The sequence below is a fragment of the Massilia horti genome, from assembly GCF_004614195.1.
Lineage (GTDB): Bacteria > Pseudomonadota > Gammaproteobacteria > Burkholderiales > Burkholderiaceae_D > Telluria > Telluria horti.
Genome location: NZ_SPUM01000061.1, coordinates 1 through 16,592, shown reverse-complemented (window position 1 = coordinate 16,592; position 16,592 = coordinate 1). Strand labels below are relative to the sequence as shown.

The following is a 16,592-nucleotide window of genomic DNA, read 5'->3' as shown; positions in this document are numbered from 1 at the left end:
CATGCGACCCAATCAGGTGAGTTTGGCGCTGGCGCTGGCGTGTGGCAGCGCGGCCGCGGGCGTGATCACCCCCGAACTGGCGAGCGAGATGGCGAACCATCGCCCGGACGAGCGCCTGCCGGTGATCGTCCAGCTGGCCGAACGGGTCAATCTGCTCCAGTACGACCACAAGGACCGGCGCCAGCGAGATACCCGGCTGCTGCGGGCCTTGCGCGACCAGTCGGCGCGCGCGCTCGAGCGGTTCGGCCCGCAGCTCGACCTCGCCGGGGCCGTCGGGCGCAAGACGCTTTGGATCAATAATTCGGTAGCCGCCTCGGTGCCGGTGCATGCGATTGCCGCGCTGGCCAAATTGCCTGCCGTGGCACGCGTGCAGTACGACGCCCCGGTCAAGCTGGCGGCGCTGCAGTCGGGCAGCGGCGGGGCGGGCAGCCCGGGCTGGAACCTGGCCGCGCTGCACGTGCCGGAGGTGTGGAACGCCGGCGTGAAGGGGGCAGGCGTGGTCGTGGCCAACATGGACACCGGCGTCGACCTGAGCCACCCTGACCTCGAACCGCGGTGGCGCGGCGGCAGCAACAGCTGGTTCGATCCGTTCGGCCAGTACCCGGTCCCTGGCGACTCGAATGGCCACGGCACGCAGACCATGGGGCTGATCGTCGGTGGCGGCGCGAGCGGCGCGCCGATCGGGGTGGCTCCGCAGGCGCGCTGGATCGCCGCGCGCATCTTCGACGAGCGCGGCAGGTCCACGCTGTCGGTGATTCACCAGGCATTCCAATGGCTGCTCGATCCGGACGGCGATCCGGCGACCGTGGACGCGCCCGACGTCGTCAACGCCTCATGGGGGCTGACCGGCGGCACGCTCGGCGCCTGCAACATGGAATTCAACGAAGACATCAAGGCGCTCACGAGCGCCGGGATCGCGGTGGTTTTCTCGGCCGGGAACGACGGACCCGCTCCCGCAACCGCGGCCAGCCCGGCGGCCAATCCCGCCGCCTTTGCCGTGGGCTCCGTCGACACCGGCCTGGCCGTGGCGGCCGCCAGCAGCCGCGGCCCGTCAGGCTGTGACGGCACCATCTTTCCGCAAGTGGTGGCGCCGGGCGTGGGCTTGAGCAGCAGCGATCTCTCGTTCGGAGGGCTGCCACTGTATGCGACCGTCTCGGGGACTTCCTACGCTGCCCCCCATGTGTCCGGAACGCTGGCACTGCTGGCTGCCGCGTTCCCGTCCGCCTCGGTGTTCGAGCTCGAAAACGCAGTGATGGACAGCGCCGCCGACATCGACGCGCCGGGCGCGGACAACAATGCGGGCCACGGACTGGTCGATGCGATGGCTGCCTACCAGAGGCTTGCCGTCGGCGGGGCAGGCGGCCATACACCGGTGTTCACCTCGCTGCCCGCGACCGATGCGTTGGTGGGCCAGACTTACCGCTACCCGGCCAGCGCTAGTGATGCCGATGGCGGAGTACTGACGTTCGCCCTGGCCGTCGCGCCTTCCGGCATGACGATCGATCCGTCCCGCGGCCTGGTGGCGTGGACACCCACGAGCGCGCAGGCAGGCGCCAATCCGGTGGTGGTGACGGTGACCGATCCCACGGCACGCTCGGCTTCGCAGAGTTTTTCGATCCTGGTCGCCGCGCCCAACCGCGCTCCTCAAACAAACCCCGACAGCTACAGCGTGCAAGCGGGAGCGGTGCTGTCCGTGGCTGCGCCCGGGGTGCTGGCGAACGACCAGGATCCTGACGGCGACAAGCTGACCGCAAGGCTGGTGGCAGGTCCGTCGCACGGCACGCTCACGCTGCCGGCGGATGGCTCGCTGCGCTACACCCCCGCCAGCGGGTTCATCGGCAGCGACAGCTTTACCTACCGTGCCGACGATGGCAAGGCGCTCGGCGGCGTTGCGGCCGTCACCATCGCGGTGCTGGCCGCGCCGCCGGTCGCGCGCGACGACAGCTTCACCGCCGCTCTGCGCCGCTCGTCCTCATACACAGCGGTGCGCATGGCGGTGCTGGCCAATGACACTGCCAGCGCGGGCGCATCGCTGGTCAAGTCCAGCGTGACGATCGGGAGCAAGCCAAACCACGGCGGCAGCGCCGTGCCGAACTCCGATGGCACGGTGTCGTACACCCCTGCGGTCGGATTTTCGGGCAGCGAGAGCTTCACGTACCAGGTGCGCGACAGCCGTGGCCTTTGGTCCGCCGCCGCGACCGTCTTCGTCACTGTCAAATAGGGATGCGATGCGCGTGCTGGCCATCATTCTCGTCCTGCTGCCGTGGCTGGCCGCAGCCGCGCCGCAGCCCGACCCCGTCGCGGCAGGGCAGGCGATCTACCGCCAGGGTGTGCTGGGCGACGGCACGCCGCTGGCTGGCCAGGGCGCCGCGAATGTGACGCGCACGGGGCACGAGGCGGCATGCATCAGTTGCCACCGGCGCAGCGGGTTTGGCCTGGCCGAAGGGCCGCTGGTGGTGCGTCCGATTACCGCGCCTGACCTCTTCGGTGGCAGCGCGGCGGCGCCCAATCCGCGCATCCTGCACCAGCTCGGGCAACGCATCCGGCCTGTGTATGACAGCCAGTCGCTGGCGCGGGCAATTCGCACCGGCGTGGGCGCCGACGGCCGCGCGCTCGATGCCATGATGCCGCGCTACCCGCTGGGCGACGCCGACATGGCCGCCCTGCAGGCCTACCTGCACACGCTCTCGCCCGGCCCGGACCCCGGCGTGGACGCCAGCGTGATCCGGCTCGCGACCGTGATCCAGCCCGGCGTCGATCCGCACCGCAGCCAGGCCATGCTCGATGTCCTGCGCGCGTTCGTCCGCGACCGGAACGCCGCCGTGCGGTCCGAGCCACAGCGCCGGCGTGCCGGGACGATGCGCATGCATCGCGCCTGGCGCAGCTGGGTGCTCGATGTGTGGGAATTGCGCGGGGACCCATCAGGCTGGCCGGAGCAGTTGGAGGCTTTTCAGCGCCGCGCGCCGGTGTTCGCGCTGGTGGCCGGCATCGGCACGGCTTCGTGGCAGCCGGTGCACGACTTCAGCGAACGCAACCAGGTGCCGTGCATCTTGCCATTGACCAGCCTTCCGGGCGAGGGCGGCGGCTTTTACACCGTCTACTTCTCACGTGGCATGGCGCTGGAAGCGGATGCGCTGGCGCTCGAGCTGCGCCGCAAGCTGGCGGGGCAGCGCGTGCTGCAGGTCGTGCGGCTGGACGATGCCGAGTCGATGGCGGCTGCCCGCGCGCTGTCCACGGCGCTTCCCGGCGGCGGCATTGCGCTCGACCAGGTGCAGTTGTCGCACGCGCCTGACGCGTCGGATTGGGCACGCATCGCGCAAGCGGATGCGGCCGCGCTGGTGCTCTGGCTGCGCGCGCAGGACCTGGCGCGTTTGCCGGGCGAGGCGCGGCCCGTGTATGCGTCCGGCAGCTTGCTGGGCGATGCGGACATGGCGGCGCCGCCGGCCCAACTGCGCGTCATCTACCCATGGGAATTGCCGCAATCGCAGCAGCTGCGCACGCGCCGCGCCAGTGACTGGCTGCATGCGCGCGGCCTTGGCGCAGCAGCGCCGCGCGATGCGATCGACACCCTGTTCGCAGTGTCCGTGACCGCGGACGCGCTGGCGCACCTGATGGACAGCTACTCGCGCGACTATTTCGTGGAGACGGTCGAGCACCAGCTGTCGACCACGATACTGGCGCCGACGCGTCCCGCGCCAAGCCTCGGGCCGGACCAGCGCTTCGCGTCGAAAGGGGTGTACATCGCCGCGCCACGGGCTTTGAAAGGTGGGCCGGGAGCGCAGCCCGCGCTCATCGTGCCATGACAACAAGGAGACGCCATGAAGGTCAGGATCGCCGTTCTCGTCCTTGCCAGCGCAGCCGCGCTGGCCGCGGCTGCGGACCCGCCAGCTGCATTTGATGGCGCAGCGGTCCGGCTGCAGCGTGCGGACGGGACCTGGACCAGGCTGGGCGACGAGCTGGAAAACGCCGGCCCGGCAGTGCTCAACTTCGTTTTCACCAGCTGCAGTGCGATCTGCCCGATCCAGAGCCGGGTGCTGGCCGAGCTGCAGAAGAAGGCCGTGCCCGGGCTCAGGCTGTTCTCGATCTCGATCGACCCGCTTAACGACACGCCGCAGCGCTTGCGTGCTTATGCGCGCAGCGTTGGCGCTGGCGAAGGCTGGCGCTTCTATACGGGCACCCCCGAGTCGAGCGGGGCAGCCCAGCGCGCATTCGGCGCCTACCGGGGCAACAAGATGAACCATGAGCCGGTGATGTTCCTGCGCACGCGCGCAGGTGGTCCTTGGCAGCGCATCGATGGCTATGCCAGCGCCGACCAGCTACTGGCCGCGTTGCACGAGCGCGGGGCAGGGAGGTAGCCGATGCGCTTCGAGGTCACAGCGGTCGGCGCGGGTGGGGCGGTGGTGCGGCTGATGCTCGATGCGGTGGACGAGCAGGATGCCACCGCGCAGGCGTGCGCGCACGGCAACCGCGTGCTGACCGTGACGGCGCGGCGCGCCTGGCTCGCATGGCGGCCGCAGCGCAGAGCGCAGCTGCCGCTGGCGCTGTTTTGCCAGGAACTGATGGCGCTGCTGGAGTCGGGGCTGGCGCTGCTCGAGGCGATGGAAACCCTGGCTGAAAAAGAAGCGCGGCCCGAGACACGGCGTGTGCTGGAGCAGGTCGCGGCGCGCTTGCGCGAGGGGCATCCGCTGTCGTTTGCGCTGGCCGAGTCCAGCACGGTGTTCCCGCCGCTGTTCACCGCCACCGTGCGTGCCAGCGAAAGCTCGGGCGCGCTGCCGCAAGCGCTGGCGCGCTACCTGCGCTACCAGGAACAGGTCGATGCCGTGCTCCGCCATGTGACGAGCGCGCTGGTCTACCCCGCGGTGCTGGGCGTGGTCGGGGTGCTGGTTACCGTGTTCCTGCTGGTGTATGTCGTGCCGCGTTTTAGCCAGGTGTATGCCGATACCGGCGCCGAGCTGCCGCTGAGCTCGCGCATCCTGGTGGGCTGGGGGCAACTGCTGGCCAATCATGCGCTGGCGTGCGCCGCCGCCGGCATCGGTGCGGTGTGGCTGTGCTGGCGGGCGCTGCGCCGTCCGGCGACGCGCCGCTGGCTGATGCGGCGCGTGTGGAGCTGCGCGCCGCTGGGGGAACGCCTGCGGCTGTTTTACCTGGCGCGCCTGTACCGCTCGCTGGGCATGCTGCTGCGCGGCGGCATGCCGGTCGCCGCCGCATTGGCACTGGCTGGCGGAGTGCTCGAGCCCGGCCTGCGCGCACGGCTGGAGCAGGCCGCCGCGCGGATCCGCGAGGGCCAGCCGATCTCGCGCGCGCTGCCGGAACAGGGGTTGGCCACGCCGGTCGCGCAGCGCATGCTGGTGGTGGGCGAACGGACCGGCGCGATGGGCGAGCTGATGGAGCGCATCGCCGCGTTCTACGAGGACGACATGGCACGCTGGGTCGAGCGCTTCACGCGCCTGTTCGAGCCGATCCTGATGGTGGCGATTGGCGCCGTGATCGGCTGCATCGTCGTGCTGATGTACATGCCGGTGTTCGACCTGGCCGGGAGCATCGGATGACGGCCGCGTTTACCCGTGAACAGCTGCGTGCCGCCATGAACGCGGCGGCCGGATCGGGGCGCAGCGCGGCCGAGGAACTGGAGCGCGCGAGCGGGCTCGATGCAGCCGGTGTCGCCGCGGGGCTGGCGCACACCCTGGGCCTGGTGCTGCTCGGCCGGGATGAGCTGGCGCGGATGCAGCCGGCGTTCGACCTGGTTCCGTTTGCGCTGGCCAGCGCGCACAACTGCGTCGCGCTCTACACGGACATTGGTGCCGTCCTGCTGGCCACGGCCGACCCGCTGGATCCGCAATGCGCGGCGTGGGCCGGCGAACAGGTTGGCGTGCCGTTTTCCTGGGCTGTCGTCGCACGCGACGAATTGGCCGGGTGCCTGGCGCGCCATGAAGCGTCGTTGCGCGCGCTCGACAGCGTGGCCGGCCCCGCCGGGGTCGGCGCGGCGCCGGCCGAGTGCGCCCCCGAGCTGTCGCTCGAGGCCATCGGCGCGGCCACCAGCCCTGTGGTGCGGCTGGTCGACTCGACCCTGTACGACGCGCTCAAGGCCGGCGCCAGCGATATCCATTTCGAAAGCAGCCCGGCTGGCCTGGCGATCAAGTACCGGATCGACGGTGCTTTGACCGCGGTGGGCAGCCTGGATGGCGCCGCGCTGGCAGCGCAGGCGCTCTCGCGCGTGAAAGTGATGGCGGAACTGGACATCGCCGAGCGGCGCGTGCCGCAGGACGGCCGGTTCAGGGTCTCGGTGCGCGGGCGCGAAGTGGACTTCCGGGTCTCGGTCATGCCCAGCATGTTCGGCGAGGACGCGGTGCTGCGCGTGCTCGACAAGCAGGTGCTGTCGGACCAGATGCGCGGCCTGCGGCTCGACGTGCTTGGCTTTGACGGGGCGAGCGTGGGCACGTTGCGCCGCCTGTCGCGCGTGCCGTACGGGATGCTGCTCGTGACCGGGCCGACCGGCAGCGGCAAGACCACCACGCTGTATGCCGCGCTGGCCGAGATCCACGACGGCGCCGGCAAGATCATCACCATCGAGGACCCGGTCGAGTATCAGCTGCCGGGCGTGCTGCAGATCCCGGTCAACGAGAAGAAGGGCCTGACCTTCGCGCGCGGCCTGCGCTCGATCCTGCGCCACGATCCGGACAAGATCATGGTCGGCGAAATCCGCGACCCGGAAACCGCGCAGATTGCGGTCCAGTCGGCGCTGACCGGGCACCTGGTGTTCACGACAGTGCACGCGAACAGCGTGTTTGACGTGATCGGGCGCTTCCTGCACATGGGCGTGGATCCATACAGCTTTGTCGCCGCGCTCAATGGCGTGCTGGCGCAGCGGCTGGTGCGAGTCAATTGCCGAGCGTGCGCGGTGCCTGTGTGCCCGCCGCCCGGGCTGGTCAAGGAGTCGGGGCAGGCAGCAAGCATGGACTATCGCGCCGGCACCGGCTGCACGCACTGTCGCGGCACTGGCTTCAAGGGGCGCAAAGCCATCGGCGAGCTGCTCGTCCTGAACGACGAATTGCGCGAGCTGATCGCCGCGCGCGAGCCGGCGCGGCGGGTGCGCGAGGCGGCACGCGGCAACGGAACCCGGCTGCTGCGCGACGCGGCGCTCGCGCTCGCGGCGAGCGGGGAAACGACACTGGAGGAGATCGACCGTGTCACTTTTGCCGGCCAATGAATTGCGGGTGCTGCTCGCGCACGACGCGCTCAATACCGCGCGTGCCGGCTGGCGCTGGCAGGGCGGCGCGCTGCGCGAGCCGAGCAGCGAGATCACCAGATCGTGGCGCGCGGCGCTGGCCGCACTGGAGGCGCTGCTGCGCACACAGGCGCGGCCGGCGCGCTTGCACGTGACCCTGTCGAACCGGCTGGTGCGCTATGCGTTCGTGCCGTGGCAAGCGGGGCTGAAGGGCGTCGCCGTGCAAGCGTACCAGCGCGACTGTTTCGTACGGGTGTACGGCGATGGCGCGCGGCAGTGGCAGATCGCGGCCACGCCACCCCGGCGCGGGGCACCGGGCCTGGCCAGCGCCGTCGATGCCGCGCTGGTGTCGGAACTGCAGGCGCTGTGCCAGCGCACCCGCGCCCAGTTGGCGGACGTGCAGCCGCTACTGGCGGCGGTAGTGAATTGCTGGCGGCGCGTGCTGCAGGGCGATTGCTTCTGGCTGGTGCTCGCCGAGCCGGGCTACCTGTGCCTGGCCCTGTCGCAGCACCGGACATGGCGCGCCGTGCGCACGGCAAGGACGGGCGCCAACGCCCTGGCCGCGCTGGGCCAGCTGATCGAACGGGAGTCCCTGCTGGCAGACACCGATGCGACCCCTACTCAGGTGTTCCTGTGGGCCCCGCAGTTCGAGACCGCCGACATGGAACAGGTGGCCGGATTGCCGGCAGTGCGGTTGGGGCCCAATGCAGCGCACCCGCTGGCTGCCTTGTTTGACTGCGGGGCTGGACAATGAGAGCCATGCCGCCACTGGTGTTGAGCCACATGGCCGCGCCGGCCAACCATCGCAGGCAGCTCTTTGCCGTCGCCATGCTGGCAGCGGTGATCTTCGGGCTGGGCACACTGCGGCTGGCCGACCTGCGCGCGCAGGCGGCCCTGCTACGCGCCGACACGGCCCGCTTCCCGGCGCACCGCATCAAGCCTGCGGCAAGTGCCGGCCAGACGCAAGCCGTACCGGCCGTGCGCTGGGAACGGCTGTTCCAGGCGTTGGCATCGGCCGCCAGTGCCGACGTGAGCCTGCTCGCATTCGATCCGGCGCCCCAGCAGCGCCGCGTGCGCCTGGATGGCGAAGCGCGCGACCTGCCGGCGCTGCTTGACTACCTGCGCCGCCTGGGGACCGCCGGGACGTTCGTCCGGGTGCTCCTGCAAAGCCATCAGACGCTGCGCGACGACCCGCAGCATCCGGTGCGCTTCACGGTGCTCGCCGAGTGGGGAGACAGCACATGATGCCGGAGCGTTTGCCGTGGCTTCTGGCAGCTTGCCTGGCCGGCGCGGCGTGCTGGTTCTGGTTCCAGGTGCTGGCGCCAGCCGAGGCCCAGGTGGCCGCGCTGCAGCGGGAAGGGGCGCGCCGCGCATCTGTCCGGCCAGCGGCTGCCTTGGTGAAACCGGCCCCGGTTCGACCGAGCGAAACCAGCTTTCCCGACGTGCTGGCCCAGATCGCCGGCGCAGCCGCGCAGGCCGGGATTCTTGTGGACGAGGCCAACTACCAGGTCGTGCGGCTCGCGCAGGAGCAGGCGGTGCGCTACGAGATCACGCTGCCGCTGCGCCTGACCTATCCCCAGCTGCTGGTCTTCCTCGATGAACTGCATGCCGCCCTGCCGGCGCTGGCTGTCGAGACCATCCATCTGCAGCGCCAGAAGATCGGCGACGGGGCGATCGAGGCGCGGATCAAGCTGGTCGTGTTGATGGAGGCCCGGCCATGACGCCGCTTCGCCCCGTGCGCGGCCTGCTGTCCGGGTGCGCGTTGGCACTTGCCGGCGTGGCCGCCGGACAGCCACCGCAGCCAGGCGCCGGGGTGAACCCGTTCGCACCGCTGTCGTGGCAAAGCGCGGCGGCGCCAGCGGCGGCCCCGGCAGCTCCTGCCTTGCCACCACAAGTCCAGGACACCGCCTCCGCGCCGCCCGCACCGCCGCCACTGCCGTTCCGCTACCTGGGCCGTTACGCGGCAGGCGTGAAGCTGGTATTCCTGATGAAAGGCGAGCATGTGCTGCTGGCCAAAGCCGGCGACACACTCGACGGCGGCTGGCGCGTGGACCGCGTTGACGGCCCCGCGATCCAGTTCACCTACCTGCCGCTGCAGATGAAGCAGTCGCTGGCAACCGGCGACGTACCTTAGGAGACTGCCATGCCTACCAATTCCTGGCGCTTGCGTTCTTTGGCCGTGTTCGCGATTGTTGGCCTGCTCGCCGGTTGCGCGGCGCAGCGCCTGCAGCGCGAGGGGCTTGAGCTGATCGCGTCCGGCCAGGTCGAGGAGGGGCTGGAGCGACTGGCGCAGGCGAGCAAGGCCGATCCCTCCAACCTGACCTATCGTTCGGCGCTGGCGCGCCAGCGCGAGCTCGCCGTCACCAGGCTGGTGTCGCAAGGCGCCACCGCGCGCGCCGCGGGCGATGCCGCCGCCGCGCACACTGCGTACGAGCGCGCGCTGCACCTCAATCCGGCCGACCGCAACGCCCGCGCCGGGCTGGCCAGCCTGGACATGGACGTGCGCCATGCGGCCGAGCTGGCGGAAGCTGACCAGCTCGTGGCCAGGGACGAGGGCCAGGCGCGCGAGCTGGTGCGGCGCATCTTGCTCGAGGACCCGGACCATCGCGCTGCGCGCCAGCTGCTGCAGCGGCTCGACCAGCACGCCAGCCGCGCCCAGGCCGCGGTGCCGGGGCTGGCCGGGCGCTTTCGCAGCCCGGTGAGCCTGCAGTTCCGCGATGCCAACGTGAAGGTCGTGCTCGAGGCGCTGGCGCGCGGCTCCGGCATCAACGTCCTGCTCGACAAGGACATCAAGCCCGACATCAAGGTGTCGATCTTCGTGAAGGACGTTTCGGTGCAGGACGCGCTCGAGCTGCTGCTGATGCAGAGCCAGCTCGAGAAAAAGGTGCTCAGCGATTCGACCGTGCTGGTCTATCCTAACCTGCCTGCCAAGCTGAAGGAATACCAGGACCTGAAGATCCGCAGCTTCCACCTGGTCAATGCCGACGCCAAGCAGATCGCCGCCATGATCAAGACCCTGCTCAAGTCGCGCGACGTGGTGGTCCATGAGCGCACCAATTCGGTGGTCATGCGCGACACGCCAGAGGCGGTGGAGCTGGCAGCGCGGCTGGTGGAGGACCAGGACGTCGCCGATCCGGAGGTGATGCTGGAGGTCGAGGTCCTCGAAGTGTCCGGCTCGCGCCTGTCCGAACTTGGCCTGGCGCTGCCCTCCAGTATCGGCGTGTCGGTACCGGGCGATCGGCTGACGCTGGGTGCGCTGCGCGACACCAGGGCGTCGAGCCTGCTGGCCGGGCCGGCGCCGTCGGTAACGCTCAATTTGCTGATGCAGGACAGCGATGCCAACCTGCTGGCCAGCCCGCGCATCCGGGCCCGCAACCATGAAAAGGCCAAGATCATGATCGGCGACCGGGTTCCGGTGATTACCAACGCGGTGACGCCGATGTCGACCGGGGCGCCCGTCATCACCGGCAATGTGCAGTACCTGGACGTGGGCCTCAAGCTCGAGGTCGAGCCGGACATTCATCTGGACGAAGAGGTGAGCATCAAGATCAACCTCGAGGTCAGCTCGATCGTGAAGGAAATCCAGAACGTCCAGTCCGGCACGCTGGCCTACCAGGTCGGGACGCGCAACGCCACCACCGTGCTGCGCCTGCGCGACGGCGAAACGCAGATCCTGGGCGGCTTGATCAACGACGAGGACCGCAACAGCGCGAGCAAGCTACCGGGGCTGGGCCAGCTGCCACTGCTCGGGCGCCTGTTCTCGAACCACCGCGATAACGCGCGCAAGACCGAGATCGTCTTGTCGCTCACGCCGCATGTGATCGGTGTGCGCCGGACGGCCGCCGCGCGCCAGACCGAGTACTGGTCCGGCACCGAGTCGCAGTTGGGCGCGAACCGGCTGATGTTGCGCCCGCTGGGCACCGTCGGGATCAGCCCCGGCGGCGGGCCGGTGGCGGCGCCGCAGGCTGCGGCTGTGCCGCTTGCCGCGCGCGCGCCGCTGGCCGCGTCGCCAGCTAACCAACCGGTGGTGCTGTCGTGGCAGGGCCCGGCGCAGGCGAAGGTGGGCGAGCGTATCTCGATTGCGCTGAACACCCAGTCATCGATGGCCGTGCGGGGACTGAAGTTCACGCTGGCGTATGACGCCGCCGTGCTCAAGGCGGTGGAGGCGGCCGAGGGCGACTTCATGCGGCAGGCGGGGGCGGCGTTCACCAGGAACCTCGACGGCCAGGCCGGGCAGGTTCAGGTGGAGTTTGCCGCCGGCAGCGGTGCGGCCAGCGGCGCCGGTGCGGCGGCGAGCGTGGAGTTCGAGGTGATCGCTCCTGGCGCGGCGCAGGTGGCCGTGGCGCAGGCCGAGGCGGGCGGCGTATCGGGCGAGCCACTCGCGGTGACCGCGCCCGCGCCGCTGGTTGTGCAGGTGCAGCCATGAATCGCGGCTTTACCCTGGTCGAGCTGCTGGTGTGCGTGGCGATAGTGGCCGTGCTGGCCAGCGCGGCCATCCCGATGGCTGAAGTGGCCGCGCGGCGCGCGAAAGAACAGGAACTGCACCGCGCCCTGCGCGAGATCCGCGGCGCGCTCGACGCATACCGTCACGCGGTGGAGGAGGGTCGCATCGTGCAGCCGATGGACCGTTCCGGCTATCCGCCCACGCTGCGCTTGCTGGTCGAAGGGGTACCGGATGCCGCCAGGGTAGAGGCGCAGGCACGCCTGTACTTCCTGCGCCGGATTCCGCGCGACCCGCTCTGCCAGGATCCGGCGCTCAGCGACGAGGCAACCTGGGGCAAGCGCGATTACCAGAGCAGCGCCGACGATCCGCGCGAAGGGGACGAGGTCTACGACGTCTACTCGCTGGCCCCGGGTGTCGGACTGAACGGAATTCCGTACAGGAACTGGTGACGAAAATGTTACGCCCACGCATCCATCGCGCGTTTACGCTGGTCGAACTGCTGGTTGTCATGGCGATCGTCGCGCTGTTGTTGAGCATTGCGGTTCCGCGTTACATGCACAGCGTGGAACAATCCAGAGAGACCATGTTGCGGGCGAATCTTGCCTTGACGCGGCACTTGCTGGATCAATTTTATGAAGACAACGGCAAATACCCCGACGCTCTTGACGAGCTCGTCAGCAAGAAATATGTGCGCAGGCTGCCGATCGATCCCGTCACCGGCAGCAGCGCGACCTGGGTGCCCGTGGCGCCGCCTGATCCCGCCCAGGGCGCCGTGTTTGACGTTCACAGCGGTGCGCCGGGCAACGGCCTGGACGGCACGCCGTACGGGCAGTGGTGATGATTGGTCAGCGCGAGCAGGGGTTTGTCTATGCCGCTGTGCTGGTTGCGCTGGTGGTCATGGGCATCGCACTGGCAGCGCTGGGCGACGCATGGAACGGCATTGCCCGCCGCGAGCGCGAGCGCGAACTGCTGTTCGCCGGCCACCAGTTCCGGGACGCGCTGATGCAATATTACCGGCACTCGCCGCCGGGCGCGCCGCGCCATCCCTACCAGTTGGCGGACCTGCTGCGCGACCCGCGTGTGCCGGCGATGCGGCGTTACCTGCGCAAGATCTACACCGACCCCATCACCGGTTCGGCCGAGTGGGGTCTGGCACGCGGGGCCGACGGGGCCATCTACGGGGTGTACAGCCTGTCGCAGGAACGGCCTCTCAAACATGGCCGTTTCGCACGCACCGACCAGAACTTCGTCGCGGCCGCGACCTACGCCGAATGGGTCTTCATGTTCTCGCCGGGGCAGGCAGCGGCGCCGTCGTTGCCGCCCTGAGCCCACTTTCCAGCGGGAGCGCGCGATGACAGCCAAGCACCGTATCCTGATTGTCGAAAACCATGCCCTGTTGCGGGCGGGCTTACGGGCCTTACTCGCAAGCCACGCGCACTTCGAGGTGGTCGGCGAAGCAGCAAACGGTCATGAGGCGCTGCAGGCGGCACGCCTACTCGAGCCCGACCTGGTACTGATGGACATCTCGATGCCAGGCATGAACGGGATCGAAGCGCTCATCGACATCAAGCGGCGGCGCCCGGCGCCACACGTGGTGGTGGTGACGATGCACAAGGAAGCGGAGTACATCAATGCCAGCCTGCAGGCAGGCGCCGAAGGCTACCTGCTCAAGGATTCCGGGAGCGAGGAACTGGAGCTGGCTATCCGGACTGTGTTGCAGGGTAAGATCTACCTGAGCCAGGAGGTGTCGGGCCAGATCATCCGTGGCTATCTGGATGGGGGCAACCGCCAGCGGCAGGCAAGCGTGCTGCGCCAGTTGACGCACCGCGAGCGCCAGGTGCTCAAACTGATCGCGGAAGGGCACCGCAATAAAGACATCGCCGAATATTTCAGCCTGAGCGTCAAGACCATCGAGAAACATAGGGCCAACCTGATGCAGAAACTGAACCTGCACAATTCTTCGATGCTGACGTCCTACGCGATTGCGCACGGGCTGCTCGACGAATGAAATGCTCATCAAACTGATCGCAAGTGATCTTTCCAATGGTAGCGCAACCAAAGCGCGGAGCGATATACTGTTGCGTCCTGGACATCAAGCGCCAGGCATTGGGAGGAAAACTTGGACAGGCGGATGGCACCCAAAATAAATCGACTTGCCGGCAGTATTGGCGTGGCCGCTGTTTGCCTGTGTTTGCTGCAAGGCCTGAACGAGGCGTGCGCGGCGGCAAGCGATAAATCCGCAGACTGGACCAGCAGTTGGGGTGCAGCGCTCATGGTCCCAAGCGCGAAAGCCGCGCTGAAGAAGGAAGAACTCGGCGAGTTCACGCTACGCCAGGTAATGCGCCTGTCGGCAGGTGGAAATCGCTTGCGGGTCCGGATCAGCAACCTGTACGGCAGCGAGCCTCTCGTGCTTGGAGCGGCGACAATCGGCCGCGTCGGTCGTCCCGCCAGCTCAGCGCTGCTGGACAGTCTTGAAACGTTGCGCTTTGACGGGCAGGCTGGCGTCACGGTGCCACCGGGTGGCGAATATGTCAGCGATCCGATCGAATGGAAAGCGGCCCGCGGGGACGATCTGACGCTGTCGCTGTTTTTCAAGGCGCTGCCCCAGCAGCAAAGCGCGCACGTGGCCGCGCATGCCACCCAATTCATCGCGCCTGGCGACCAGTCATCGCAGACTGACCTGAAGGATGCACGCAAGGCGACCAGTTGGTATCAGGTTTCAGGTATTGAAGTAGTGGCCGATCCGCGACCGAGCGTGGTCGTCGCGGTCGGCGATTCGATCACCGACGGCTCGGGATCGACCATGGACGGGAATGATCGCTGGACTGACTTTCTCATTGGTCGCCTCGCAGAGGAGGGTAGCGCTACCGCAGGCGTGGTCAATGCGGGCATTGGCGGCAATTGCATGCTGCGCGAATGCATTGGTCCGCCGCTCCTGGAGCGCTTTGAACGGGATGTGCTTCAGCGTCCCGGGGTTACGCACGCGATCGTCCTGATCGGGGTGAACGACCTGGGCCGCCTTCACCGGGGCAAAACCGAATCACCGCAATCGCGCGCCGCCATGCTCGCGGACCTAAAGTCCGGCTGGCGCGAGCTGGTGCAGCGCGCGCACAAGCAGGGCGTGTGCCTGATCGCCGGAACCTTGACGCCGTACGGCGGCAGTACCTTGTACAAACCGCTGCCGGAAAACGAATCGGATCGCCAGGCGATGAATGACTGGATTCGCACATCCGGCCTGTTCGACGGCGTCGCCGACTTCGACGCCGCGGTTCGCGACCCGGCTGCGCCCGACCGGTTGCAGGGCCTATTTGATTCTGGCGACCATTTGCATCTTTCGCCCGCCGGCTACCGTGCGATGGCCAGTGCCGTTGGGCTGAATCGCCTGGCCACATGCTCAGCGGCCCGACGCCAACAATAATTTCCAGCTACGCAGACACGGTCCGATGAAAACATCCCCGACAAAAGCACTTGGCCTGCTGTCGTTATTCCTGCTCGCCTCACCCTCCTTTGCGGTTGTGCGGCTGCCCGCGATCATTTCCGACCACATGGTGCTGCAGCGATCGCCAAAGGTGCCGGTGTGGGGATGGGCCGATCCGCAGGAAACGGTGACGGTAAAAATCGGCAACCAGACGCGCACCACGCGCGCCGGGGCCGACGGGCGTTGGCAGGTCGATCTCGATCTGGTCGCCGCGCCGCGCGCGGCGACCACGCTCACCGTCAACGGCGACGGCAACGCTATCGTTGTCAATGATGTGCTGGTCGGGGAAGTGTGGCTGGCATCCGGTCAGTCGAACATGCAAAGGTCGCTCGATCAGACCAACGACGGCAAGCAGGCGATCGCAGCGGCCGACCATCCGGACATCCGCCTGTTCAAGGTCGACAGGAAGAAGTTTACGCGGCCGCAGAATGACGTGAAAGGCGAGTGGGTGGTGTGCACTCCGGACTCGATCGCCAAGACCAAATTTTCGGCCGCTGCCTATTACTTCGGCCGAAAGCTCAAGGAAGAATTGAGCGCGCCGGTAGGCATGATCGATTCCACCTGGGGTGGTACCCAGATCCAGCTGTGGACCCCTGTGCAGCAGCCAGATGACAGCGCCGGCACCGAAACCAGGAAGAACGATCCGTCCACCATTTATAACGGCATGATCTCCGGTCTCGCGCCATACGGCATGCGGGGCGTGATCTGGTACCAGGGCGAATCGAACATCATCGCGGGCGAGGAGGGGCCTGGGTACACCGTGATGATGGAGACCCTGGTATCGAGCTGGCGCGCCAAATGGCAGGCCGACTTCCCGTTCTACTACGCGCAAGTGGCACCCCACCTTTACCATGTCGTGCGGGACAAGTTCGTCAAGGATTCACAGGCCGCACCACGCATGTGGGAAGCCCAGGCGCAGGCGCTGCGCATCCCCAACACCGGCATGATCGTCACTACCGACCTGGTCGACAATCTGCGCGACATCCATCCGCTGGACAAGCTGTCGGTGGGCCTGCGGTTCGCCAACCTGGCGCTCGCCTACACCTACGGCAAGAGCGGCATCGCGACCTATGGCCCGGTGTTCCGCAAGCTTTCAGTGAAAGGCGGCAAGGCGATCCTCTCATTCGACTTTGCCGACGGCCTGGCTTCGCGCGACGGCGAGCCCTTGAACTGGTTCGAGATCGCCGGCTCGGACGGCAACTACCATCCGGCCAATGCGGTGATCGAACAGAACCGCGTGGTAGTCAGCAGCCCGGACGTGCCGAACCCGGCGACGGTGCGCTTCGCATGGGATGAGTCGGCCCAGCCGAATCTGGTCAACAAGGCCGGCTTGCCGGCGCTGCCGTTCCGTTCGGACCATCCGCTTCCGCCAGTTCGGTAAAGCACATAAATAACACAGAGGCCCAATGCGGACCGTAGGTGTGCAGCTTTGCTGCGCACGCGGT

16 protein-coding genes are annotated in these 16,592 nt (G+C 68.1%); all 16 read left to right on the top strand.

The features are described 5' to 3' along the window. The first annotated feature begins 1 nt into the window (after window position 1). Entirely contained in the window at window positions 2–2,221 is a 2,220-nt protein-coding gene (locus tag E4O92_RS10105; RefSeq protein ID WP_135189644.1) for a S8 family serine peptidase, read from the top strand. A gap of 13 nt (window positions 2,222–2,234) precedes the next feature. Next, window positions 2,235–3,803, top strand: coding sequence for a c-type cytochrome (locus E4O92_RS10100; protein ID WP_135189643.1), 1,569 nt, complete (start codon window positions 2,235–2,237; stop codon window positions 3,801–3,803). Window positions 3,804–3,818: 15 nt separating this feature from the next. After that, window positions 3,819–4,355 (top strand): SCO family protein, encoded by a 537-nt coding sequence (locus E4O92_RS10095; RefSeq protein WP_135189642.1) that lies wholly within the window; start codon window positions 3,819–3,821, stop codon window positions 4,353–4,355. A gap of 3 nt (window positions 4,356–4,358) precedes the next feature. Further along, complete coding sequence (locus E4O92_RS10090; protein ID WP_135189641.1) at window positions 4,359–5,549, top strand: type II secretion system F family protein; 1,191 nt, start codon at window positions 4,359–4,361, stop codon at window positions 5,547–5,549. Beyond that, window positions 5,546–7,207 carry a GspE/PulE family protein gene (locus E4O92_RS10085; protein WP_135189640.1) on the top strand — a complete coding sequence of 554 codons (1,662 nt, stop codon included), beginning with the start codon at window positions 5,546–5,548 and terminating at the stop codon, window positions 7,205–7,207. Before E4O92_RS10090 ends, E4O92_RS10085 begins: the two co-directional genes overlap by 4 nt. Continuing rightward, a complete protein-coding gene (locus E4O92_RS10080) occupies window positions 7,185–7,979 on the top strand; it encodes a hypothetical protein (RefSeq protein ID WP_135189639.1) in 795 nt (264 codons plus the stop codon). Before E4O92_RS10085 ends, E4O92_RS10080 begins: the two co-directional genes overlap by 23 nt. Before the next feature lie 5 nt (window positions 7,980–7,984). Continuing rightward, a complete protein-coding gene (locus E4O92_RS10075; protein WP_135189638.1) occupies window positions 7,985–8,470 on the top strand; it encodes a PilN family protein in 486 nt (161 codons plus the stop codon). Continuing rightward, on the top strand, window positions 8,467–8,946 hold the full coding sequence (locus tag E4O92_RS10070; protein WP_135189637.1) for a GspMb/PilO family protein: 480 nt from the start codon (window positions 8,467–8,469) through the stop codon (window positions 8,944–8,946). The genes E4O92_RS10075 and E4O92_RS10070 overlap by 4 nt, the downstream gene beginning before the upstream one ends. After that, window positions 8,943–9,359 (top strand): hypothetical protein, encoded by a 417-nt coding sequence (locus tag E4O92_RS10065; protein WP_135189636.1) that lies wholly within the window; start codon window positions 8,943–8,945, stop codon window positions 9,357–9,359. Before E4O92_RS10070 ends, E4O92_RS10065 begins: the two co-directional genes overlap by 4 nt. A gap of 9 nt (window positions 9,360–9,368) precedes the next feature. Beyond that, window positions 9,369–11,651, top strand: a complete 2,283-nt coding sequence (locus tag E4O92_RS10060; RefSeq protein ID WP_135189635.1) for a secretin GspD/PilQ domain-containing protein — start codon at window positions 9,369–9,371, stop codon at window positions 11,649–11,651. Next, entirely contained in the window at window positions 11,648–12,118 is a 471-nt protein-coding gene (locus tag E4O92_RS10055) for a type II secretion system protein (RefSeq protein ID WP_135189634.1), read from the top strand. Before E4O92_RS10060 ends, E4O92_RS10055 begins: the two co-directional genes overlap by 4 nt. Before the next feature lie 5 nt (window positions 12,119–12,123). Continuing rightward, complete coding sequence (locus E4O92_RS10050; RefSeq protein ID WP_135189633.1) at window positions 12,124–12,507, top strand: type IV pilin protein; 384 nt, start codon at window positions 12,124–12,126, stop codon at window positions 12,505–12,507. After that, entirely contained in the window at window positions 12,507–12,995 is a 489-nt protein-coding gene (locus E4O92_RS10045; protein ID WP_135189632.1) for a type II secretion system protein, read from the top strand. Before E4O92_RS10050 ends, E4O92_RS10045 begins: the two co-directional genes overlap by 1 nt. Before the next feature lie 25 nt (window positions 12,996–13,020). Continuing rightward, complete coding sequence (locus E4O92_RS10040) at window positions 13,021–13,677, top strand: response regulator (protein WP_135189631.1); 657 nt, start codon at window positions 13,021–13,023, stop codon at window positions 13,675–13,677. A 123-nt stretch (window positions 13,678–13,800) separates the two neighbouring features. Next, window positions 13,801–15,087, top strand: coding sequence for an SGNH/GDSL hydrolase family protein (locus E4O92_RS10035; protein WP_135189630.1), 1,287 nt, complete (start codon window positions 13,801–13,803; stop codon window positions 15,085–15,087). Window positions 15,088–15,112: 25 nt separating this feature from the next. Next, window positions 15,113–16,528, top strand: a complete 1,416-nt coding sequence (locus E4O92_RS10030) for a sialate O-acetylesterase (protein ID WP_135189629.1) — start codon at window positions 15,113–15,115, stop codon at window positions 16,526–16,528. The last annotated feature ends 64 nt before the right edge of the window (window positions 16,529–16,592 follow it).

Excerpts from the sequence above, each read along its gene's own strand:
- E4O92_RS10105 (WP_135189644.1), top strand. The coding sequence starts at position 2 with ATGCGACCCAATCAGGTGAGTTTGGCGCTGGCGCTGGCGTGTGGCAGC.
- E4O92_RS10095 (WP_135189642.1), top strand. The coding sequence starts at position 3,819 with ATGAAGGTCAGGATCGCCGTTCTCGTCCTTGCCAGCGCAGCCGCGCTG.
- E4O92_RS10090 (WP_135189641.1), top strand. The coding sequence starts at position 4,359 with ATGCGCTTCGAGGTCACAGCGGTCGGCGCGGGTGGGGCGGTGGTGCGG.
- E4O92_RS10085 (WP_135189640.1), top strand. The coding sequence starts at position 5,546 with ATGACGGCCGCGTTTACCCGTGAACAGCTGCGTGCCGCCATGAACGCG.
- E4O92_RS10075 (WP_135189638.1), top strand. The coding sequence starts at position 7,985 with ATGCCGCCACTGGTGTTGAGCCACATGGCCGCGCCGGCCAACCATCGC.
- E4O92_RS10070 (WP_135189637.1), top strand. The coding sequence starts at position 8,467 with ATGATGCCGGAGCGTTTGCCGTGGCTTCTGGCAGCTTGCCTGGCCGGC.
- E4O92_RS10065 (WP_135189636.1), top strand. The coding sequence starts at position 8,943 with ATGACGCCGCTTCGCCCCGTGCGCGGCCTGCTGTCCGGGTGCGCGTTG.
- E4O92_RS10060 (WP_135189635.1), top strand. The coding sequence starts at position 9,369 with ATGCCTACCAATTCCTGGCGCTTGCGTTCTTTGGCCGTGTTCGCGATT.
- E4O92_RS10055 (WP_135189634.1), top strand. The coding sequence starts at position 11,648 with ATGAATCGCGGCTTTACCCTGGTCGAGCTGCTGGTGTGCGTGGCGATA.
- E4O92_RS10050 (WP_135189633.1), top strand. The coding sequence starts at position 12,124 with ATGTTACGCCCACGCATCCATCGCGCGTTTACGCTGGTCGAACTGCTG.
- E4O92_RS10045 (WP_135189632.1), top strand. The coding sequence starts at position 12,507 with ATGATTGGTCAGCGCGAGCAGGGGTTTGTCTATGCCGCTGTGCTGGTT.
- E4O92_RS10040 (WP_135189631.1), top strand. The coding sequence starts at position 13,021 with ATGACAGCCAAGCACCGTATCCTGATTGTCGAAAACCATGCCCTGTTG.
- E4O92_RS10035 (WP_135189630.1), top strand. The coding sequence starts at position 13,801 with ATGGCACCCAAAATAAATCGACTTGCCGGCAGTATTGGCGTGGCCGCT.
- E4O92_RS10030 (WP_135189629.1), top strand. The coding sequence starts at position 15,113 with ATGAAAACATCCCCGACAAAAGCACTTGGCCTGCTGTCGTTATTCCTG.